The 20342-nt window shown below is 67.4% G+C and carries 15 protein-coding genes; 7 read left to right on the top strand and 8 right to left on the bottom strand.

Annotation, left to right across the window (positions count from 1 at the left end):
- The first annotated feature begins 27 nt into the window (after positions 1-27).
- From ppx to lpxH, 5 genes are all read left to right on the top strand, one after another.
- Positions 28-1554, top strand: a complete 1527-nt coding sequence (gene ppx / locus RYM47_RS17690) for an exopolyphosphatase (RefSeq protein ID WP_315389638.1) — start codon at positions 28-30, stop codon at positions 1552-1554.
- 292 nt (positions 1555-1846) lie between these two features.
- Positions 1847-4768 (top strand): TonB-dependent receptor, encoded by a 2922-nt coding sequence (locus RYM47_RS17685; protein ID WP_315389636.1) that lies wholly within the window; start codon positions 1847-1849, stop codon positions 4766-4768.
- A 146-nt stretch (positions 4769-4914) separates the two neighbouring features.
- Entirely contained in the window at positions 4915-6051 is a 1137-nt protein-coding gene (locus tag RYM47_RS17680) for a glycosyltransferase family 1 protein (RefSeq protein ID WP_315389634.1), read from the top strand.
- On the top strand, positions 6032-6571 hold the full coding sequence (locus RYM47_RS17675; protein ID WP_315389632.1) for a phosphatase PAP2 family protein: 540 nt from the start codon (positions 6032-6034) through the stop codon (positions 6569-6571). Before RYM47_RS17680 ends, RYM47_RS17675 begins: the two co-directional genes overlap by 20 nt.
- Before the next feature lie 21 nt (positions 6572-6592).
- Positions 6593-7333 carry a UDP-2,3-diacylglucosamine diphosphatase gene (gene lpxH / locus RYM47_RS17670; protein ID WP_315389630.1) on the top strand — a complete coding sequence of 247 codons (741 nt, stop codon included), beginning with the start codon at positions 6593-6595 and terminating at the stop codon, positions 7331-7333.
- A 19-nt stretch (positions 7334-7352) separates the two neighbouring features.
- Here lpxH and RYM47_RS17665 read toward each other — a convergent pair whose 3' ends face one another.
- A complete protein-coding gene (locus RYM47_RS17665; protein WP_315389628.1) occupies positions 7353-8609 on the bottom strand; it encodes a M12 family metallo-peptidase in 1257 nt (418 codons plus the stop codon).
- A gap of 216 nt (positions 8610-8825) precedes the next feature.
- Between RYM47_RS17665 and RYM47_RS17660 the strand changes: the two genes are divergently transcribed.
- Positions 8826-10313, top strand: a complete 1488-nt coding sequence (locus RYM47_RS17660) for a DUF2235 domain-containing protein (protein WP_315389627.1) — start codon at positions 8826-8828, stop codon at positions 10311-10313.
- 167 nt (positions 10314-10480) lie between these two features.
- Here RYM47_RS17660 and RYM47_RS17655 read toward each other — a convergent pair whose 3' ends face one another.
- The 7 genes from RYM47_RS17655 to RYM47_RS17625 form a co-directional block, all read right to left on the bottom strand.
- A complete protein-coding gene (locus RYM47_RS17655) occupies positions 10481-11254 on the bottom strand; it encodes a ferritin-like domain-containing protein (protein WP_315389653.1) in 774 nt (257 codons plus the stop codon).
- 72 nt (positions 11255-11326) lie between these two features.
- Positions 11327-12793 carry an amidophosphoribosyltransferase gene (purF, locus tag RYM47_RS17650; RefSeq protein WP_315389626.1) on the bottom strand — a complete coding sequence of 489 codons (1467 nt, stop codon included), beginning with the start codon at positions 12791-12793 and terminating at the stop codon, positions 11327-11329.
- Positions 12794-12822: 29 nt separating this feature from the next.
- Entirely contained in the window at positions 12823-13620 is a 798-nt protein-coding gene (locus RYM47_RS17645; RefSeq protein WP_315389624.1) for a CvpA family protein, read from the bottom strand.
- Positions 13621-13677: 57 nt separating this feature from the next.
- Positions 13678-14727: an SPOR domain-containing protein gene (locus RYM47_RS17640; protein WP_315389623.1), complete on the bottom strand. Its 1050-nt coding sequence runs from the start codon at positions 14725-14727 to the stop codon at positions 13678-13680.
- A gap of 100 nt (positions 14728-14827) precedes the next feature.
- Entirely contained in the window at positions 14828-16102 is a 1275-nt protein-coding gene (gene folC, locus RYM47_RS17635; protein WP_315389621.1) for a bifunctional tetrahydrofolate synthase/dihydrofolate synthase, read from the bottom strand.
- A gap of 24 nt (positions 16103-16126) precedes the next feature.
- Positions 16127-16771: a histidine phosphatase family protein gene (locus RYM47_RS17630; RefSeq protein ID WP_315389619.1), complete on the bottom strand. Its 645-nt coding sequence runs from the start codon at positions 16769-16771 to the stop codon at positions 16127-16129.
- A 198-nt stretch (positions 16772-16969) separates the two neighbouring features.
- Entirely contained in the window at positions 16970-19132 is a 2163-nt protein-coding gene (locus RYM47_RS17625) for a S46 family peptidase (RefSeq protein ID WP_315389618.1), read from the bottom strand.
- Between the two features lie 134 nt (positions 19133-19266).
- On the opposite strand from RYM47_RS17625, the gene tdh reads away from it, so the two are divergent.
- Entirely contained in the window at positions 19267-20289 is a 1023-nt protein-coding gene (gene tdh / locus RYM47_RS17620; protein ID WP_315389652.1) for an L-threonine 3-dehydrogenase, read from the top strand.
- Positions 20290-20342: the final 53 nt, after the last annotated feature.

Genomic DNA, 20342 nt, shown 5'->3' with positions numbered 1-20342 from the left:
GACCCGGCCATCGGCTACCATTCGTCCATGCCGCATACCTCCACGACACCGCCCGCGCTCCAGGATGGCGACCTGCTCGCCGCGATCGACCTGGGCTCCAACAGTTTCCACATGGTGATCGCACGCTACACGCTCGGCCAGCTGCGCGTGGTCGACCGTCTGCGCGAAACCGTGCGCATGGCCGACGGCCTGGATGGCAAGGGCGGCCTGTCGGCCGAGGCGCGCCAGCGCGCGCTCGAATGCCTGGCCCGGTTCGGCCAGCGCATCCGCGGCATTCCGACCGTCAGGGTGCGCGCACTCGCCACCAACACGGTGCGCCAGCTGCGTTCCCCGCAGGCCTTCCTGATGCCGGCCGAAACGGCGCTGGGGCACGCCATTGAAGTGGTCAGCGGGCGCGAAGAGGCCCGCCTGATCTATCTGGGCGTAGCCCATGCGCAGCCGCCCAAGCCGGACCAGCGCCGCCTGGTGATCGACATCGGCGGCGGCTCCACCGAATTCATCATCGGCCAGGGCATGCAGACCCTGGAGCGCGAAAGCCTGCAGGCCGGCTGCATCGCCAGCACGCGGCGCTTCTTCCCCGGCGGCAAGCTGAGCAGGAAGCGCTGGAAGGACGCACTGACCGAGATCGGCGCCGAGTTCCAGCAGTTCGCCACCAAGTACCGCTCGCTCGGCTGGGACGAAGCGCTGGGCTCCTCGGGCACGCACAAGGCGATCAGCGAGATCTGCGCCAGCATGAAGCTGAGCAAGGGCGCGATCACCGCCGAAGCCCTGCCCCAGCTGCGCGACGAGCTGCTCAAGGCCAAGCGGATCGAGGACATCGACCTGCCCGGCCTGTCGCCGGACCGCCGCCCGATCATCGCCGGCGGCATCCTGGTGCTGGAAGCGGCCTTCCATGCGCTGGGGCTGCAGAAGCTGCTGGTCAGCAAGGCCGCCATGCGCGAAGGCATCCTGTACGACATCCTCGGCCGTGCCAGCGAAAACGACCTGCGCGACGAGTCGGTCGATGCCCTGACGCAGCGTTACGGCATCGATACAGTCCAGGCAGAGCGGGTGCAGCGCACCGCGATGGATCTGTTCGGCCAGGTTGAGAAAGCATGGAACCTGGACCCGGACGACGCGCGCATGCTCGGCTGGGCCGCACGCCTGCACGAGCTGGGCCTGATGATCGCCCATAGCGGTTACCACGTGCACGGCAGCTACGTGCTGGAGAACTCGGACATCGCCGGCTTCTCCCGCCAGGAACAGCAGCTGCTGGCCGCCCTCGTGCGCAGCCACCGCCGCAACGTATCCAAATCGGCGTTCGACGCCGTGCCCGAGCGCCTGCTGCTGCCGGCCCGGCGCATGACGGCCCTGCTCCGGCTGGCGGTCCTGCTCAACCGCGCCCATGAAGACAGCCCGATGCCGGCTTTGGAGCTGAGCGCGGACGACAACCGGATGTCACTGATCCTGCCGCAGGCCTACATCGACGCCCGCCCGCTGCTCCGCGCCGACCTGATCGGCGAGACCGACGGCATGGCCGGCCTCGGCATCCTGTTCCGCCCGTTCGTGGCGTAAGTACCCCGCGTTGCGCAGATCTGCGTGACGCGCCGCACCATCCGGATACATTTCGATACATCAGGACACACGTCCTGACGGGCGCGCGTTGTCACAATTGTTTGATTTACAACGAAATATGTACCATTGGTTACGGTACGGTGAATTTTTTTGGCAGATGGCTTTACATTGGCTTAACGACTGGGACTAAGATCGAGTCACCGGCCCATTTGGGACGGTTTTCGAGGGACACGGGGCACTTGGGACCCCGCCGACCTCTTTTGATTCAGTTCCGAACCAGAGAGAGAGCCAAATGACTTCACGCATCAACGTACTGGGACAGGCGATCCGCTTTGCCCTGGTCGCCGGTACCGCCGGCCTGGTGGCCGCCCCGGCCATGGCACAGGACACGCCAAGCACCACCAACCTGGATCGCATCGAGATCACCGGCTCGCGCATCCGCACCGTTGACGTGGAGACCGCACAGCCGGTGTTTGCGATCAGCCGTACCGATATCGAACGCCAGGGCTTCAGCTCGGTGGCCGACATCCTGCAGAACGTCACCGCCATGGGCAGCCCGACGATCAGCCGCGCCAACGCGCTGACCGCCGGTGAGAACGCCGGCGGTACCTACATCGACATGCGCAACCTGGGCACCCAGCGCACGCTGGTGCTGGTCAACGGCAAGCGCCTGGGCATCAGCACCTCCGGTTACCAGGACGTGTCCACCCTGCCGGTCTCGGCGGTCGAGCGCATTGAAGTGCTGAAGGACGGCGCCTCGGCAATCTACGGTTCGGATGCGATGGCCGGCGTGGTCAACATCATCACCCGCAGCAACGTCACCGGCACCACGGTCAACGTGTACCACGGCCAGTACAGCGAAGGCGACGGCGCGCGCGACCGTATCGACGCGGTCACCGGCTGGAGCAACGACCGCCTGTCGCTGACCCTGGCGCTGGAGCACTCCGAAGAAGACGGCGTGTGGGCGCGCAACCGCGGTTTCAGCCAGTACGGCATGACCGACCGCCACCCGCTCGATTCCAGCAACTGGACCACGATCAGCCAGTACGGCCAGATCACCGGCCTGCGCGGCCCGGGCTGCACGGCGACCGCCGGCTGCGGTTACTCGCTCAACCGTGGCAGCGACCCGACCCTGCCGGGCAACTTCCACCGCACCGACACCACGCCGTTCACCGGTGACGTGAGCAACGCCAACGACCAGATGCACGTGATGTATCCGCTCAAGCGCGACTCGGTGTACTTCGATGGTCGCTTCGCGATCACCGACAGCATCAACTTCCGCACCGAGCTGGGTTACAACGAGCGCAAGTCGACCCGCCAGATCGCCGGCTACCCGCTGCAGTCCAGCACCGCCGGCGTCGGTTCGATGTCGATCAACAGCTACTTCAACCCGTTCGGCAACCAGCACGGCTACGCCACCCCGACCGCGGTGGCCTGGAACCGTCGTACCTGGGAAGTGCCGCGCGTCACCACCAGCGAGCTGAAGACCTACCGCGCGGTGGCCTCGTTCGACGGTTCGTTCGACATCGGCGAGCGCTATTTCGACTGGGAAGCGGGCTACCAGTACAACCGCAATGAGCTGGAATCGATCGCCACCGGCAACCTGCACAAGGCGCGCGTCGCCGCCGGCGTCGGCCCGTCGTTCCTCAACACCGCCACCGGCAAGGTCCAGTGCGGTACCGCCGCAGCGCCGATCGGCTACGACGTGTGCAAGCCGTGGAACCCGCTGGTGCCGTACGGCACCACCGCTGCCGACGGTCTGTACGGCAATGAAGAACTGCAGGCATGGCTGTTCCCGGAAGAAGTCACCAAGGGCCGCACCACCTCGAAGAACTTCTTCGCCAACATCGCCGGTTCCATCGTCACCCTGCCGGGCGGCGACCTGGGCTTCGCGTTCGGCGTTGAAAGCCGCAAGGAAGACGGCCGTTACACGCCCGATCCGCTGGCCCAGACCGGTGCCACCACCAACCTGGCCGCAGGCCCGACCGGTGGCGACTACACCGTCAACGAGGCGTACCTGGAACTGAACGTGCCGGTGCTGGCCGACCTGCCGGGCGCGAAGGAACTGACCTTCAACGGCGCGACCCGCTTCTCCGACTACGACACCTTCGGCAACACGCTCAACAGCAAGTTTGGCTTCAAGTGGAAGCCGATCGATTCGCTGATGGTGCGTGGCACCTGGGCCGAAGGCTTCCGCGCTCCGACCATCAACGACCTGTTCGGTGGCGGTTCGGAAACCTTCGCCCAGTTCAGCGATCCGTGCGACACCGTGTTCGGTTCCTCGCGCACCAGCGCCGAAGTCCGCGCACGCTGCTCGCGTGACATCACCAACGCCGCCACCTTCCGCCAGTTGCGTCAGGGCGGCACGCCGGTGACCGTGGCGACCGACGCCACCCCGGTGCCGTTCACCAGCGGCTCGAACCCGGACCTGACCCCGGAAACCTCGAAGAGCAAGACGCTGGGCCTGGTCTGGAGCCCCGGCTTCATCCAGAACTTCAACGCCTCGCTGGACTGGTGGAAGATCCGCATCGACAACACCATCATTGCCGATACGCCTTCCCAGATCCTGATCGACTGCTATGAGCAGGGCATCGACGCCCGCTGCACCCGTTTCGATCGCGATCCGGTCACCGGCATCGTCACCAACCTGAAGTTCGGCAACCGCAACGCCGGTTTCCTGGAGACCGAAGGTTACGACCTGGACCTGAGCTACCGCCTGGAGACCGCCTTCGGCAAGTTCTCGCTGAACTCGGCGACCACCTACGTTTCCAGCAACATCTACCGTTCGACCAACGACGCCAACGTCGTCCCGACCACCACCAACGGCATCGGCAGCGGCTTCCGCGTCCGTTCCAACCTGGTGCTGGGCTGGGATCGCGAAGACTTCGGCATGAGCTGGACCGCGCGTTACTACTCCGGGGTGAAGGAACAGTGCGCCAACATCGCCCTGTACCCGGAAGAGTGCTCGGACCCGAACCAGTACGCCCCCTGGTACAAGGGTTCGCGCAACTACAACGAGCGTGGGTCGGTCACCTTCCACGACGTGCAGTTCCGCTACAACCTGCCGTGGGACGGCACCGTGTCGGTCGGCGCCAACAACGTGTTCGACCGCCTGGGCCCGATCATGTACAGCAAGCCGAACTCGGCCTTCTCGTACTACGGCGGCTACGATATCGGTCGCGTGATCTACATGAAGTACCAGCAGCGCTTCTGATCGCCCCCCGAGGGTGAGGGAACATGACCACGGCCCTTCGGGGCCGTGGTTTTTTTGTGCCCGGTCACGGCGTCATCTGGCGGTCATGGCCGCGTCATGTCGGCTACATCGCCGCCCGCGAGCATGCGCCAAACCGGGAGGTTCCCATGCGCTACGCGATCGTCACCGAAACGTATCCCCCCGAGGTCAACGGCGTCGCCCTGACCGTCCAGGGCCTGGAGCAGGGACTGCGCGCGGCCGGGCACGAGGTGGACCTGGTCCGCCCCCGCCAGGGCGATGAGACCGACGCCAGCGGTGCGCTGCTGGTGCAGGGCGCAGGACTGCCGCGCTACCCCGGGCTGCGCTTCGGGCTGCCGGCTCCCAAGCGCCTGGCGCGGCAGTGGCAGCAGCAACGACCGGATGCGATCTACATCGCCACAGAGGGCCCGCTGGGCTGGTCGGCGCTGCGTACCGCGCGGCGGCTGGGCATCCCGGTGGCCACCGGCTTCCACACCCGCTTCGACGAATACCTGCCCGACTACGGCGTGGCCTGGCTGCAGGCAGCTGCGCTGCGCTGGATGCGCCGGTTCCACAACCAGGCCGATGCGACCCTGGTACCCACCCAGGAGCTGCAGCAGTTCCTCGCCGGCCAGGGCTTCGACCGGGTCCGCCTGCTGGCACGCGCGGTGGACAGCAGCCAGTTCGAGCCGGCGCGGCGCGACCCGGTGCTGCGCGAGGAATGGGGGATCGATGGCACCGGCTTTGCCGCGATCTACGTTGGCCGCATCGCTGCGGAGAAAAACCTGGCGTTGGCGGTGAAGGCGTTCCGTCGCCTGCAGCAGGTGCGCCCCAAGGCGCGCTTCGTGTGGGTCGGCGACGGCCCGGCGCGCGAGAAGCTGGCGCACGAAAATCCGGACTTCATCTTCTGTGGCGTGCAGCGCGGCGACGCGCTGGCCCGGCACTTCGCCAGTGGCGACCTGTTCCTGTTCCCCAGCCGTAGCGAGACCTTTGGCAATGTCACCCTGGAAGCAATGGCAAGCGGCGTGACCACGGTCGCCTTCGACTACGGTGCCGCGCGCGAGCACCTGCGCACCGATGAAACCGGCGTGGCGGTCGACGACGATGTTGCCTTCGTCGGGGCCGCCGTGCGCCTGGCCGGCGATGATGCCGCACGCGAACGCATGGGCCGCAACGCGGCCGTGGCGATGCAGCGACTGCATCCGCAGCAGGTGGTGGCCGAATTCGACGCCCTTCTCGCTGAACTGGCCCACGCCCGGAGGCCACATGCGGACCACGCCGCTTGAGGCCCTGCGGGGGCGCGAAACCCGCTTCTGCCGCCGCGCCAACCACTACTGCCGGCACCGTCGGGTGCGCCGCGCATTCGCGGTGGTCAGCCGGCTCGGCGACGGGATGTTCTGGTACGCACTGATGGGCGCGCTGGTGCTGGTGGACGGCTTCGACGGCCTGCGTGCGTCGCTGCACATGGCCGCCACCGGGTTGATGGCGCTGCTGCTGTACAAGGGCCTGAAGCGCTGGACCCGGCGCCCGCGCCCCTACGCGGCCGACCTGCGGATCCGCGCCTGGGTGGCGCCGCTGGACGAGTTCAGCTTCCCGTCCGGGCATACCTTGCATGCGGTGTCGTTCACCATCGTGGCGTTGGCGTATTACCCGTGGCTGGCGCCGCTGCTGGTGCCGTTCACCGCAGCGGTAGGCGTATCGCGGGTGGTGCTGGGGCTGCATTACCCGAGCGATGTGCTGGCGGCCACGGCGATTGCCACGGCATTGGCTGGCGCCAGCCTGCAATGGTTGCCGTTGCCGGTTTGATAACCGAATACAATGCGTGGCATGACCACGCTGTTCATTTCCGATCTGCACCTGGACCCCAGCCGTCCAGCCATCACCGAACTGTTTCTGGCGTTTCTCCAGCGCGAGGCGATGCAGGCCGATGCGTTGTACATCCTGGGCGACCTGTTCGAGGCCTGGATCGGCGATGACACGCCCTCCCAGGCCGCCGACGCGGTGGCCGACGCACTCAAGGCGGTGGCCGACGCCGGGGTACCGGTGTATTTCATCCGCGGCAACCGCGATTTCCTGGTCGGCGACGACTACGCACGGCGCGCCGGATTCCGCATCCTGCCCGACCCCAGCGTGATCGACCTCTACGGCCAGCCGGTGCTGCTCCAGCACGGCGACCTGCTGTGTACCGACGATGTCCCCTACCAGCAGTTCCGCGCCCAGACCCGCGACCCGGTGTTCCAGGCGCAGTTCCTGGCGCAACCGCTGGCCGCGCGCATCGCCTTCGCGCAGAAGGCACGCGATGCCAGCCAGGCCCGCCAGTCGGAAATGAAGCACGGCGACCGCGCCACGTTCGAGACCGTCACCGACGTCGCTCCGGACGAGGTCACCGCCACCTTCGTGCGGCATGGAGTGGATACCATGATCCACGGCCATACCCACCGACCCGCCATCCACAGCCTCCAGGCCGGTGGCCGCAGCTGCACGCGGATCGTGCTCGGCGACTGGTATGAACAGGGTTCGGTCCTGCGCGTCACGCCACAGGGCTGGACCCTGGACGCATTGGCGTAACGCGCAGCCCCGGAGTCCGTTACCGGAACGCGGCGACCGCCGCCTTGGTGTTGACCAGTACGCGCTGGTTGTCCGCGCTCGAGGCAATGCCCATCGGCACCCCGTTGTAGCTGATGTTGGGGTTGGACCAGAAGTTCAGGCGCGGGCAGCCCGAGGTGCAGTCGTAGGCCATGATGGTGCGCCAGCGCGCGCCGCTGGCCGGCTGGTAACGGTAACCGTGGCCATACGCGTACGGCGACGTGCTGGAGTCGGTGGCGATGTCATGCCGCGCGCTCTGCAGGTGCCCGATCTCATGCGCGAACGAGTAATAGCCGGTGGCGCAGTCCCAGTACACCGCTGCAAAGGCGGTGGACGCGGTCGAGCCGATCCCCGACGCCAGTCCGCAGTAGCTGCTGTTGTTGAGGATGAGCACCGCCACATCCGCTGCCGTGCTGTTGCGGGTGGTGTGGATCGCGTCCATGTAGCCGTCACTGGTGGAGCGGAAGCGCGCCAGGTCGGTGCTGAAGTTGCCGGTCTCGGTATACGCCACGGCCTGGTACCCGGCCAGCTGCATGGTGATGCCCACGTTGCTGTTGGTGTAGCCCTGGTTGGACTCGGCCACCGCCAGCTGCACCAGCTGCTGCATGTTGCCGCCGTAGGCACTCACCGCTGCATTGGTGGCGGCCACGAGCACGCGGATGGTGGCCGGGCTGCCGGACGATGCAGCGGCAATGCCGGCGCGGTCGCTGGCCGGAATGTCGATCTTCGGCAGCGTGTTGTAGTCGGCCGGATGCTCGGCCGGCATCCGCGACTCGTCGACCTGGACCAGCACATGGCGGCCGTCGCTGAGCGGCCGCAGCCGGTACAGCGTGCCGTTCTTGCGGATCGAACCGGTCACCGTGCCGCCGGACTGGACCAGGATCACCGAATTGCCTGGATCGTTGCCGCCCGCCTGGCGGGTCAGTTTCGAGCCCGCATCGCGCAGGCTGCCGTACCAGATGCTGCCGCCGTCAGGCAGGTTTTCGACGCGCTGCTGCAGCGCCTGCACCGGCGTCCCCAGCAGCTCGAACTCCAGCTGGCGCTGGCCGGCCACCACGGCGCCCGCATCGACACGGACTTCCTGCACGGCCGCCGTGGACGGCGCCGCAAGCACGGCCTGCGCGGCCGGCTGGCTCGCTGCGCTGGCACGGCTCAACACCGTGACCGGTGCGAACAGGGGCGCGGCCGCCGCCGTGCCAACGGTGGCCAGGAACAGCGTGATCGCAACTGCGGTCTTTCTCATCGGACTGGACATCATGTCGCCTCTCTATGAGTGATCTTCAGTAAGGAACGTGTTCGCACTGCCACCCCTGTCAGCAGGCGTGACCATCTGGCGCCAATCGGTCGCGTGAATTCAATAGAGGGTTTCCATCACATGTCGGAACTGTGACTCCGACCCGAAGAGGTTCAGTTACGTCGCGCTCGTGTCGTTTTCGCGCTACCTTTGGCCTGCATCGACAGGGGACACCGAGGCATGGCTGGGCATCCCGATCCGACCACACCCGTGCCGGTCACGCTGCAGATCGGCCTGTTCTTCGACGGCACCCGCAACAACGCCGACAACCTGCGGCACGCCTCGCGCCCCGCCGGCCGCACCGCCCCCGCCCCGCGCGCACCCGCACCAGCCGTGCTCGCCGACGACGCCTCGCCTTACCAAAGCCGCCTGACCAGCAGTTTCAGCAACGGCCTGACCAACATCGCGCGCCTGCACGCGCTCTACCCCGACCATCGCAACGGCGCCCCTGCCACGCCCGGCCTGCTGTCGCTGGCGATCTACATCGAAGGCGCCGGCACCCGCACCGGCAAGGACGACGACCTGATGGGCCTGGCCTTCGGCATCGGCGCCACCGGCGTGAAGGCCAAGGTCCACCAGGCGCTCGACGTGCGCCTGCCCGAAGCCCTGCGCGCCCTGGCCCGCACCGTGCCCGCGCATTTCCTCGTCAGCGTACGGCTGGACCTGTTCGGCTTCTCGCGCGGCGCTGCCTCCGCACGCGACGCCGTCAACCGCCTCAACGCCGCCGACGGCCGCAGCTGGCTGCAGGAACAACTGCGGCGCACCGGCTGGACTGCGGCCGCGAACGCAACCGCCCGCCCGGTGCGCTTCGTCGGCCTGTTCGACACCGTGGTTGCCATTGACGCCCGGCAGCGCGAGGAACTCCCCCGCGTGGCGCTCGCCCCCGGCTGCGCCGACAAGGTCGTGCAGGTCGTCGCCCGCGACGAACACCGCCACTACTTCGCACTCACCACCGTCGCACCGGCGCATGAAGAAATCGCCCTGCCCGGCGTACACGCCAACATCGGCGGCGGCTACGACCAGCGCATCGAAGGACCGAAACTGCTGACCCGTCCGCAGGGACAACGGTTGCGCAATCACGGCGTGCCCGACACCACGGCCCCGCCACTCGCCGTACTCCAGGCCACCCAGGTGTACGCGCGCGCCCAGGCCGACTGCCGACGCTGGCAGGCCGCGCTCGGACTGGATGACGCCAGCATCTGGGTCGACGTATGGCACCGCTGGCAGCAGATGCGCGTGGCCGGCAGCGACAGCGTGCTTCCGCAGTGGGTGCTGTTCGCGCATGCCGCCGTCGTGCTCAAGCGCGAGATCGACTGGCGTTACCAGTTGATCGCACTGCGCCTGGTGCATGCACGCGCCGCAGCGGCGGGAGTGGTGTGGGCGCGCACGCCGGATGCCGATCCGACATTGGCGCTGCCGACAGAACTGCAGCCGATTGCCACGCGCCTGGTGGCGGGGCAGATATTGGATGCCGCGCAGGAAAAACTGTTGCGGCAGCGTTACCTGATGCAGTCGGCACATTGGAATTTCGATGCACTGGGCGATACCGCGTTGTTGTATGCGGCGGATGAGGCGACGCGGGAATTGCCGTACCGGCCAGGGCCGGGATTGCTTTACATCAACCGGCCAACGGAAGATGGGAAACGCGTGGTGTTGGGGAACGTTTGAGCGGTGGGACCGCGAGTTCTGCGCTTTGGGGTCATGCCCTACAGAACGTTTTCACCACCATCGGCGGTCGATTGGGATGCGACCCTACCAGCTGCTCTTCTCTGGCGACCGGCCATGTGTCGATGGTGGGTCGCCTGAATCCATCAGCAGCCGGGCAAAGCCCGGCGTCAGCGAATCGCCTGCGCCTGCAGATCAGCAAGCTCATCATGGTCGAACCCCGCCAGCAAACGTGCTTCAAGATTGAACGGACCGTTGAGATAGCCGCCCGCATGCTCCTTCAACAGCGCGATGAACCGCGCGCGAGGTTCCACACCTTCTCGCGCACAGTACCAGCGGTACCACCGCGTCCCCGCCGCCACATGCGCCACCTCTTCGCGCAGGATGATCTCCAGCACGTCCGCCGTAGCGTGGTCGTTGGATGAGCGCAGCTTGGTAATCATGCCCGGCGTCACGTCCAGCCCGCGCGCCTCCAGCACGCGCGGCACCAGCGCCATCCGCGCCAGGCCATCGTGCGCTGTTTTTTCGCACATCTCCCACAGCCCGTTGTGCGCCGCGAAATCGCCGTAGTCGAATCCATAGGCCTGCAACCGCTCGCGCAGCAGCAGGAAATGGCGCGACTCATCATCGGCCACCCCGACCCAATCTGCATGGAACGACGACGGCAGCCCCCGGAAGCGGTACACCGCATCCCAGGCCAGATCGATCGCATTGAGCTCGATATGCGCGATCGCGTGGATGAACGCCGCACGCCCTTCCGCATTGCCCAGTCCACGCCGCGGCACTTCGCGCGGATGCACCAGCCGCAGCTGCGGTGGCCGGCCCGGCATCCGGATCGGGTCCGGATCCCGCGCGTCTGCCGCCAGCTTCAACTGCCCCGCCCGATACTGCGCCGCGTACTGCCGCGTCAGCGCCACCTTGCGCAGCGGATCGGCTTCCGCCATGCACTGCTGCGCCGCGCGCAGCAGGTCACCGGCGGCCGCATCCTGCAGCACGCTCGCACTCACTGCCAGACCTCAGGCGCGGCGCTTGTGCTTGGCGTCATCCGAGCGCAGCTGCTGGATGCGCTCGAAATAGCCGGGCTCGATCCCGGTCGGGTACACCCCGTTGAAGCACGACGAATCGAACGACTTCAACTCCGGGTTGCCCTCGCGCACCGCCGCTTCCATGTCCTCAATGTCCTGGTAGATCAGCCAGTCGCAGCCCAGGTGCGCCTCGATCTCTTCCACGCTGCGGTTGTGCGCGACCAGTTCCTCGGCCGCCGGCATATCGATGCCGTAGATGTTCGGATAACGCACCGGCGGCGCCGCACTGGCCAGGTACACCTTGCGCGCACCGGCGTCGCGCGCCATCTGCACGATCTGTTGGCTGGTGGTACCGCGCACGATCGAATCGTCGACCAGCAGCACCACCCGGTTGCGGAATTCCAGGTGGATCGGATTGAGCTTGCGACGCACCGACTTCACCCGCTCACCCTGCCCCGGCATGATGAAGGTGCGGCCGATGTAACGGTTCTTGATGAACCCTTCGCGGTACTTCACCCCGAGCACGTTCGAGATTTCCAGCGCGGCGTCGCGCGAGGTATCCGGGATCGGAATGATCGTGTCGATGTCGTGGTCCGGGCGCAGGCGCAGGATCTTCTCGCCCAGCTTGATGCCCATGCGCATGCGCGCCTTGTGCACCGACACGTTGTCGATCATCGAATCCGGACGTGCGAAATACACATACTCGAAGATGCACGGGCTGTGCTCGACCGGCTCGGCGCACACTTCCGAGAACAGCTCACCGCGTGCGGTGATCACCAGCGCCTCGCCCGGGCGCACGTCGCGCACGCGCTGGAAGCCCAGCACGTCCAGCGCCGACGACTCGGACGCCACGATGTATTCATCGCCCTCGGCGTGGGCACGCTTGCCCAGCACCAGCGGACGGATCCCGTGCGGGTCGCGGAAGGCGACCAGGCCCAGGCCCAACACCACGCTGATCACCGCATACCCGCCCTTGCAGCGGCGGTGCACGCCGGCCACCGCGCGGATGGCCGCTTCGGGGGTCAGCTGGCGCTGCGCGTCCAGCTCGAAGGCGAACACGTTCAGCAGCACTTCGCTGTCCGAATCGGTGTTGACGTTGCGGCGGTCCTGCTCGAATACCTGCTGGCGCAGTGCCTCGGTGTTGATCAGGTTGCCGTTGTGGGCCAGCGCGATGCCGTAGGGCGAATTGACGTAGAACGGCTGCGCTTCGTCCATGCCTTCCGACCCGGCGGTCGGATAACGCACGTGCGCGATGCCGACCCGGCCTTCCAGGGTCGACATGGTCTTGGCGTCGAACACGTCCCGGACCAGGCCATTGGCCTTCTGCACGCGCAGGCGGGTGCCGTCGGCGGTGGCGATGCCCGCCGCGTCCTGGCCGCGATGCTGGAGGACGGTCAGGCCGTCATACAACTGCCCGGCGACGTTCTGGTTGCCGACGATACCGACGATGCCACACATGGTGCGAATCTCCGCTGGGCTGGGCCCATCTACTGTGAAGGTGGCCGTGCCTGGCCGGGGGAACCGTTCCGTGCCGGAACGGTGTCGTCCGGGCGCACGAGCGCCGGATCGGTGTTCTGGGGGGAGCCTGGCCGTGCCTGGTTGGCCCACACATCGGCGGGGTCCACCGCCTGCTGCGGGGTCTCATCCAGTGGTCGCGGCCATCCGCGCCCACCCAGCAACTGGCCAAGTACGCCATTATCGCCTGTCGCGCCCGGCTTGCCCAACTCCAGTCCCGGCAGTTGCGCCATGTTCACCTCCGGCAGCGCCGCAGGCAGGCTCTGAAGGCCCTGCATGTCCTTCAGGTTGGGCAGCGCCGGCAGCTCGGGCATGCGCGGCATTTTCGCCTGCATCCAGCCCACGCCGGGGTCGAGCGCGGTGCGCACATACGAGCCACGCCAGGTGGCTTCACGGGTCAACGGGGTATAGGAGCCCAACAACAGCAGCGCACAGGCGATCAGGCCGCCGCGGGCCAGGCCCAGGCCACCGCCGAGCATGCGGTCGGCACCGTTCAGGCTGGTCGAGCGCACCGCCTGGCGCACGACCAGGCCGATCGCCCAGACCGACACCATGACCAGCAGGAACACGGTGAGGTAGCCGGCGAAGTAATGACCGGTGCCCGGCGCGGCCGGGGCCGACCACCATGCCGCCGCGCTGCGCCCGAACATCAGCGCGGCCCAGCCACCGAGCAGCCACGACAGGGTGCTGATGACGATGCTGACAAAGCCCTTCATCAGCCCGAGCAGGGTCGAAATGCCGATGACGGCCAGCAGTACGAAATCAAGCATGCTGCACGACTCCCTGGGCGGGATCGACAACCGGGCGGCGCGGGTGCGGCCGCCGCATCAGGGATGCGGCCGGACCATGCCGGCCACGCCGACCTTGGACGCAACCTGGGCCTTGAGGTTCTCCGCCTCGGCACGGTTGGCGACCGGGCCGACGCGCACGCGGTTGAGCGTGCCCTTGTCGGTGCGTACCTGCTCCACGAACGCACTGAAACCCGCAGCGCGGACCTTGTCGCGCAGGGCGTTGGCGTCGCTGGCCTGGCCGAACGCGCCCAGCTGCACGGCAAAACCAACGCTGCTGGCGGCGGGTGCGGCCGGTACCACGGCCGGCTTGGCGGCCGCGACCGGCGCTTCCGGCTTGGCCGGGGTCGGCTTGGGTTCGGGCTTGGGTTCGGGCTTGGGTGCTTCCGGCTTCGGTGCCGGCTTGGCGGCGGCCACCGGCTCCGGCGGCAGCGATTCGGTCTTGACCGCAGCGGCAGCCGCGGCAGCGCTGGCACTGGAGGCTGCGGCAGGCGCCGGGCTGGCCGGCGCGGTGGTCGCGGCCGGGGTCGGCGCGGTGGCCACCGCACTGTTCGCACCCGCGTCCAGGGTCACTACTTCAGCCTTGACGTCGTTACGCACCTTCACCGCTTCCAGGCGCGCGGCTTCGGCCTGCGCACGGTCGGCGTAGGGTCCGACCCGGACCCGCCAGGCCGGACGGCCGTTGATCGTGGCCGCTTCGCTGAAACCCGGCAGCTGCGCCTTCTTGAGGAAGGCGATGACCGCATTGGCGTCGGCCTGGCTGCCGTAGGCACCAAAACTGACCGCGTAGTTGCCGGCGGCCACCGCCGGCGACGTGTCGGCAACGGCTGCTTCAGCCGGCGCGGCGGCGTCCTGCAGGGGCTGGGTGCTGGCTGCACCCTGCAGGCCGGTGGCACCCCCCGTGGGCGCTACCAGCGGCAGTTCACGGGTCTGGAACTGGCCGTCGGCCGGGGCCTCCGGAGCGCTGATCGGAACATTGGCCACGCCACTGTCAGGCGCAGGGCCCTTGACCAGCATGGGCAGGAAAATCACGGCCAACGCCACCAGGACGATGGCACCAATCAGACGCTGTTTCAGAGGAGTATCCACGGAAGGCAGGCAGGCGGCGCGGCGGAATGCCACGGCGATTATACGGGCGCGCGCGGGTGCGGCGTCGAAGACAACTGAACGACCTGGCCGGCAGCCCGCCTCAGCGGGCCTGTTCCAGCCATTGCAGCGCCTGTGCGGCGGTGTGGAAGGAACCGAACACCAGCACGCGGTCACCGGCCTGCGCCGCCGCCAGCACCTGCTGCAGCGCGACCGCTACGCTGGCATGCGTGGATGCGGTGGCCGCGGCGGTACCGCCCAGGCGCGACTGCAGCGTGGCCGCACTCTGCGCGCGCGCGCCGTCCAGCCCCGCCAGGTGCCAGGCGTCGACGCGGTCGGCCAGCGCCTCGACCACGCCCACCGCGTCCTTGTCCTGCAGCGCGGCGAACACGGCCAGCGTGCGTCCGCTGCGCGGCGCCGCCTTCAATGACGTTGCCAGCTCGCGCGCGGCCTGCGGGTTGTGCCCGACATCGACCAGCACCTCCACCCCGTCACGCTCGAACGCTTGCAGGCGGCCACGGATGCGCGCCTGCGCCACGCCTTCGACGATTGCCGCGCGCGGCAGCGGCTTGTCCAGCGCGCGCAGCGCGGCAATCGCCGACGCCGCGTTGCGCAACTGGATCGGGCCGCGCAGGGAAGGCATCGGCAGCTCGATGCGGAAGCCGACATCACGCCAGCGCCACGTCTGCGCATCGATCGCCTCGGCGAAGAAATCGCTGCCGCCGCGGATCGCATTGGCGCCCAGCAGATAGGCGCGCGCCAGCACGCTCGACGGCGGATCGGTCTCGCCCAGGATCACCGGTTTCCAGCCCCGGATGATGCCGGCCTTCTCCACGCCGATGGCCTCGCGGTCCTCGCCCAGCCAGTCGGCGTGGTCGATGTCCACCGTGGTGATGATCGCGACGTCGGCGTCGACGATGTTGACCGCGTCCAGGCGTCCGCCCAGCCCCACTTCCAGCACCGCCAGGTCCAGCCCGGCGCCTGCGAACAGGTGCAGTGCGGCCAGCGTGCCGTACTCGAAATAGGTCAGCGTGGTGTCGCCGCGCGCGTCCTCGATCGCGTTGAAGGCCGCGACCAGCGCCGCGTCGGAGGCGTCCTCGCCATCGATGCGGACACGCTCGTTGTACTGCAGCAGGTGCGGCGAGGTGTACGCGCCCACTTTCCAGCCCGCCGCCCGCGCGATGGCCTCGACGAAGGCCACGGTGGAGCCCTTGCCGTTGGTACCGCCGACCACGAGGGTGTGCGGCGGCGGTTGGCCGAGGCCCATGGCGGTGGCGACCGTGCGTACGCGCTCCAGCCCCATGTCGATGGTGGCCGGGTGCTGCTGTTCGATGTAGGCAAGCCAGTCGGCGAGCGTCTGCGGGCGAGCGGTTTTCATGGCGATGGATCGTGTCGGTCGAGGTTACAGCGCGCGGTGCTTGGCTTCACCGAAGAACGGGGTGTGGTGGGCGCAGTCGTTCAGGCGCACCACTTCCAGGCTGTCCAGGTCGGCGCCTTCAAGCAGGTTGAGCGTGGTCGGCGCCTGTCGGAAGGTCCACAGACGCGACAGTGGCAGGCCCAGGATCCGGCACAAGATCACCCGGTTGACCGCGTCATGGGCCACCACCAGCAGGGTGTCGTGCTCGCCCAGACCTTCGGCGGCGCGGGCCAGGCCGCGCCAGCTGCGGTCCAGCACCAGGCGCAGCGACTCGCCGCCCGGCATCAGCACGGTGTCCGGCTCCTCACGCCAGGCCTGCAGGCGCGACGGGTCCTTTTCATGGATTTCACTGGCCAGCAGGCCTTCCCACTCACCGTGGGCGATCTCCTGCAGGTCCGGTTCGGACAGCAGCATCGGCGCCCGCTCCGCACCCAGCGCCAGCTGCGCGGTGCGCTGCGCACGCGACAGCGGCGAGGCCACCGCGCGGGTGATGTCCACCGACTTCAGGCGTTCGCCCAACGCCTGGGCCTGGGCTTCGCCGATCGGCGACAGCGGGATATCGATCTGGCCCTGGTAACGGCCTTCGGCATTCCACGGGGTTTCACCGTGGCGGGCAAGCAGGATGCGCATGCGAACTCGAGATCCTTGTGTGTAGCGCCGGGCGTTTGACCGGCACAGGAAGACAGTCGCAATCGTTCACATTGCGTGAACGATCGTGGGGGAAACGCATCATAACGCGGCGCGAACCCCGACCAACAAAAAACCCCGCGGAAGACCCGCGGGGTTCAGGGTAGCCCCGGCCGTTGGCCGGAAATCAGGCAACGCGCCTCACGGCGTGAGGTTCAGCTCTTTGAGCAGCTGCGGCGCAGGCGCCACTTCCTGCATGATCCACTGCATGTAGCGGCTGTCCACCGCGATCATGCGGGTCATCACCGGGTCGAACACCCAGTTGGAACTGACCGATTCCCAGTTGCCGTCGAAGGCCAGGCCGACCAGCTTGCCGTGCGCGTCGAGCACCGGCGAACCGGAGTTGCCGCCGGTGATGTCCAGGTTGGAGAGGAAGTTGACCGGCACCGAGCCGATCCGCTTGTCCTCCAACCCGCCGTAGCGCTTGGCCTTGACCGCGTTGAGCAGCGCCTTGGGCGAGTCGAACGGATCTTCGCCGGTTTCCTTGGCGGCCACGCCTTCCAGCGTGGTGAATGGGGTGAAGTTCACGCCGTCCTTGCCGTAGCCCATCACGTTGCCGAAGGTGATGCGCAGCGACAGGTTGGCGTCGGGGTAAACGAAGCCGCCCTTGCTCTTCTTGTAGTCGGCCACGGCCTGCAGGTAGGCCGGGCGGGCCAGCAGCGATTCGCCCTCACGGGTCTTCTTCTGCTCTTCCTGCTTCAACAGCGCCGGCATGCTTGCCACCGCGTACTGGATCACCGGATCGGTGCTCGCTTCGAACGCGGCGCGGTCGGCCTTGAACCAGCGCAGGCGCTCGTCCAGGCTGCCCAGCTGGGTACCGGAAAGCTTGCGGACCAGACCATCGACGGCCGCCGCATCGCTGCCGGCCAGCCACTGGTTCAGCACCTCATTGGTGCGCTGTGCCGCCGGCAGGGCTGCGTACTGGTTCAGCCAGTACTGCTGCAGCTGCTGGTCCATCTTCGCCACGTAGCGGCGGTCCATCTGGCGCAGGCTGCCTTCCACGGTGGGCAGGTCGCGGTCCTGGTAGCCGGCTTCACGCTCGGCATCCGGCTTGGCGCGCTCGATCGACAGGCGATACAGCGACAGCGCGGCGCCGACGGCAGAAGTGTTGTTGAACTGGCTGACGAACAGGTCGCGCTCGCGGGTGCTGCGGCTGGTGTCCAGGTGCTTGACCAGCTGCGCGTGCGCGGCCAGTGCCGGCTTGCCCGCCGCGCCCTGCTTCTTCAGCCAGGCCAGCACGGCCGCTTCCTCGGCCTGCTTCTGGCCGGCCGCGTCGATGCGCTTGAAGCCTTCCAGCTGGCCTTTGTAGTTCTTGGCCACGTTGTTCATGCTGGCGGCGGTGGCGGCGTACTTCACCTTCACGTCCGGATCGGCCTTGCCGGCCTTGTCGATCAGGTCCAGCACCGCGTTGTAATGGCGGGCGATGGTCGGGTAGGTCCAGTCGGCGGTTTCATTGAACTCGCCAGCCAGCGCATAGCGGTTGGTACGGCCCGGGTAGCCGGCCACCATCACGAAGTCGTCGGCGCCCAGCGGCTGGTCGGCGAACTTCAGGAAGTGCTTGGGCTGGTACGGCACGTTGTCGGCGGCGAAGGCGGCCGGCTTGCCGTCCTTGCCCACGTAGGCGCGGTAGAACGAGAAATCGCCGGTGTGGCGCGGCCACATCCAGTTGTCGACGTCGCCGCCGAACTTGCCGACGCTGCCCGGGGGCGCGTAGACCAGGCGCACGTCCTTGATTTCCATGTTGCGGAACAGGCGGTAGGTGTTGCCGCCGGAGAAGCTGTACAGGCGGCAGCGGAAACCGGCGTCGGCCTCGCAGGCGGCGGTCTGTGCCTTGTCGAAGGCTTCCAGTGCGCGGGTGCGGGCAAGCGGGTCCTTGCCGGCGGCGGCGATGGCGGCCTTGGCCTGGTCGGTCACGTCGGTGATCTGGTCGAGCACGAACACGCGCGCGTTCGGGCCGGCGCTCAGTTCATCCTTCAGGGTCGGCGCGTTGAAGCCGTCCTTGATCAGGTTCTTCTCGGCGGTCGAGTTGAGCTGGATCGCGCCATAGGCGCAGTGGTGGTTGGTCACCACCAGGCCCTGCGGCGAAACGAAGCTGGCGGTGCAGCCGCCCAGCGCGACCACCGCGCCCATCGGGTCGCCGGTCAGGTCGGAAATCTGTTCGGGCGACAGCTTCAGGCCGGCCTGCTTCAGCGGCCCGGCAATTTCCGGCAGCTGTTGCGGCACCCACATGCCCTCGGCGGCAGCGGCGGCCTGGACCAGCCCGAGGCTGGCAACGACGGAAAACGCAAGCAGATTCGAGCGCATGTGCGGCCCTTGGGTGAAAGAACCGCCGATTGTAACGGGGTCGGTCACCCGCACCGCAACATGCCCCCGCCCCCGCACCCCCTATAATTCCGCCTTTCCCCCAGATGAGCTCCACCCCGATGGCGCAGCAAACAATGAAGGCCCTGGTCAAGCGCGAAGCCGCCAAGGGCATCTGGCTCGAAGAGGTGTCGGTGCCGGTGCCGGGCCCGAACGAGGTCCTGATCAAGCTGGAGAAGACCGCCATCTGCGGTACCGACCTGCACATCTACCTGTGGGACGAATGGAGCCAGCGCACGATCAAGCCGGGCCTGACCATCGGCCACGAATTCGTCGGCCGCATCGCCGAAATCGGCCCGGGCGTGACCGGCTACGAGATCGGCCAGCGCGTCTCGGCCGAAGGGCACATCGTGTGTGGCCACTGCCGCAACTGCCGTGGCGGCCGTCCGCACCTGTGCCCGAACACGGTCGGGATCGGTGTGAACGTCAACGGCGCCTTCGCCGAATACATGGTGATGCCGGCCAGCAACCTGTGGCCGATCCCCGACCAGATCCCGTCGGAACTGGCCGCCTTCTTCGACCCGTACGGCAACGCCGCGCATTGCGCGCTGGAATTCGACGTGATCGGCGAAGACGTGCTGATCACCGGCGCCGGCCCGATCGGCATCATCGCCGCGGGCATCTGCAAGCACATCGGTGCGCGCAACGTGGTGGTTACCGACGTCAACGACTTCCGCCTGAAGCTGGCCGCCGACATGGGCGCCACCCGGGTAGTCAACGTTGCCAACACCTCGCTCAAGGACGTGATGAAGGAACTGCACATGGAGGGCTTCGACGTGGGCCTGGAAATGAGCGGCAACCCGCGTGCGTTCAACGACATGCTCGACTGCATGTACCACGGCGGCAAGATCGCCATGCTCGGCATCATGCCCAAGGGCGCCGGCTGCGACTGGGACAAGATCATCTTCAAGGGCCTGACCGTGCAGGGCATCTACGGCCGCAAGATGTACGAGACCTGGTACAAGATGACCCAGCTGGTGCTGTCCGGTTTCCCGCTCGGCAAGGTGATGACCCACCAGCTGCCGATCGACGAGTTCCAGAAAGGTTTCGACCTGATGGAACAGGGCAAGGCGGGTAAAGTGGTTCTCAGCTGGAACTGAGCAACATGAAAAAAGGCACCCACCGGGTGCCTTTTTTTTGTTCAGTGCGAGCG

The organism is uncultured Stenotrophomonas sp. (assembly GCF_963519125.1).
In the GTDB taxonomy this organism is placed as follows: Bacteria; Pseudomonadota; Gammaproteobacteria; order Xanthomonadales; family Xanthomonadaceae; genus Stenotrophomonas.
Note: the sequence above shows the minus strand (reverse complement) of the source record. Positions and strands in the feature narration are given on the sequence as shown.

Bases quoted from the DNA above. Each gene is read 5' to 3' on its own strand.
- RYM47_RS17665 (WP_315389628.1), bottom strand. From the start codon at position 8,609: ATGATGTCCAGTCCGATGAGAAAGACCGCAGTTGCGATCACGCTGTTC.
- ppx (WP_315389638.1), top strand. From the start codon at position 28: ATGCCGCATACCTCCACGACACCGCCCGCGCTCCAGGATGGCGACCTG.
- RYM47_RS17660 (WP_315389627.1), top strand. From the start codon at position 8,826: ATGGCTGGGCATCCCGATCCGACCACACCCGTGCCGGTCACGCTGCAG.
- RYM47_RS17655 (WP_315389653.1), bottom strand. From the start codon at position 11,254: ATGGCGGAAGCCGATCCGCTGCGCAAGGTGGCGCTGACGCGGCAGTAC.
- RYM47_RS17685 (WP_315389636.1), top strand. From the start codon at position 1,847: ATGACTTCACGCATCAACGTACTGGGACAGGCGATCCGCTTTGCCCTG.
- RYM47_RS17645 (WP_315389624.1), bottom strand. From the start codon at position 13,620: ATGCTTGATTTCGTACTGCTGGCCGTCATCGGCATTTCGACCCTGCTC.
- tdh (WP_315389652.1), top strand. From the start codon at position 19,267: ATGAAGGCCCTGGTCAAGCGCGAAGCCGCCAAGGGCATCTGGCTCGAA.
- RYM47_RS17680 (WP_315389634.1), top strand. From the start codon at position 4,915: ATGCGCTACGCGATCGTCACCGAAACGTATCCCCCCGAGGTCAACGGC.
- purF (WP_315389626.1), bottom strand. From the start codon at position 12,793: ATGTGTGGCATCGTCGGTATCGTCGGCAACCAGAACGTCGCCGGGCAG.
- lpxH (WP_315389630.1), top strand. From the start codon at position 6,593: ATGACCACGCTGTTCATTTCCGATCTGCACCTGGACCCCAGCCGTCCA.
- folC (WP_315389621.1), bottom strand. From the start codon at position 16,102: ATGAAAACCGCTCGCCCGCAGACGCTCGCCGACTGGCTTGCCTACATC.
- RYM47_RS17630 (WP_315389619.1), bottom strand. From the start codon at position 16,771: ATGCGCATCCTGCTTGCCCGCCACGGTGAAACCCCGTGGAATGCCGAA.
- RYM47_RS17675 (WP_315389632.1), top strand. From the start codon at position 6,032: ATGCGGACCACGCCGCTTGAGGCCCTGCGGGGGCGCGAAACCCGCTTC.
- RYM47_RS17625 (WP_315389618.1), bottom strand. From the start codon at position 19,132: ATGCGCTCGAATCTGCTTGCGTTTTCCGTCGTTGCCAGCCTCGGGCTG.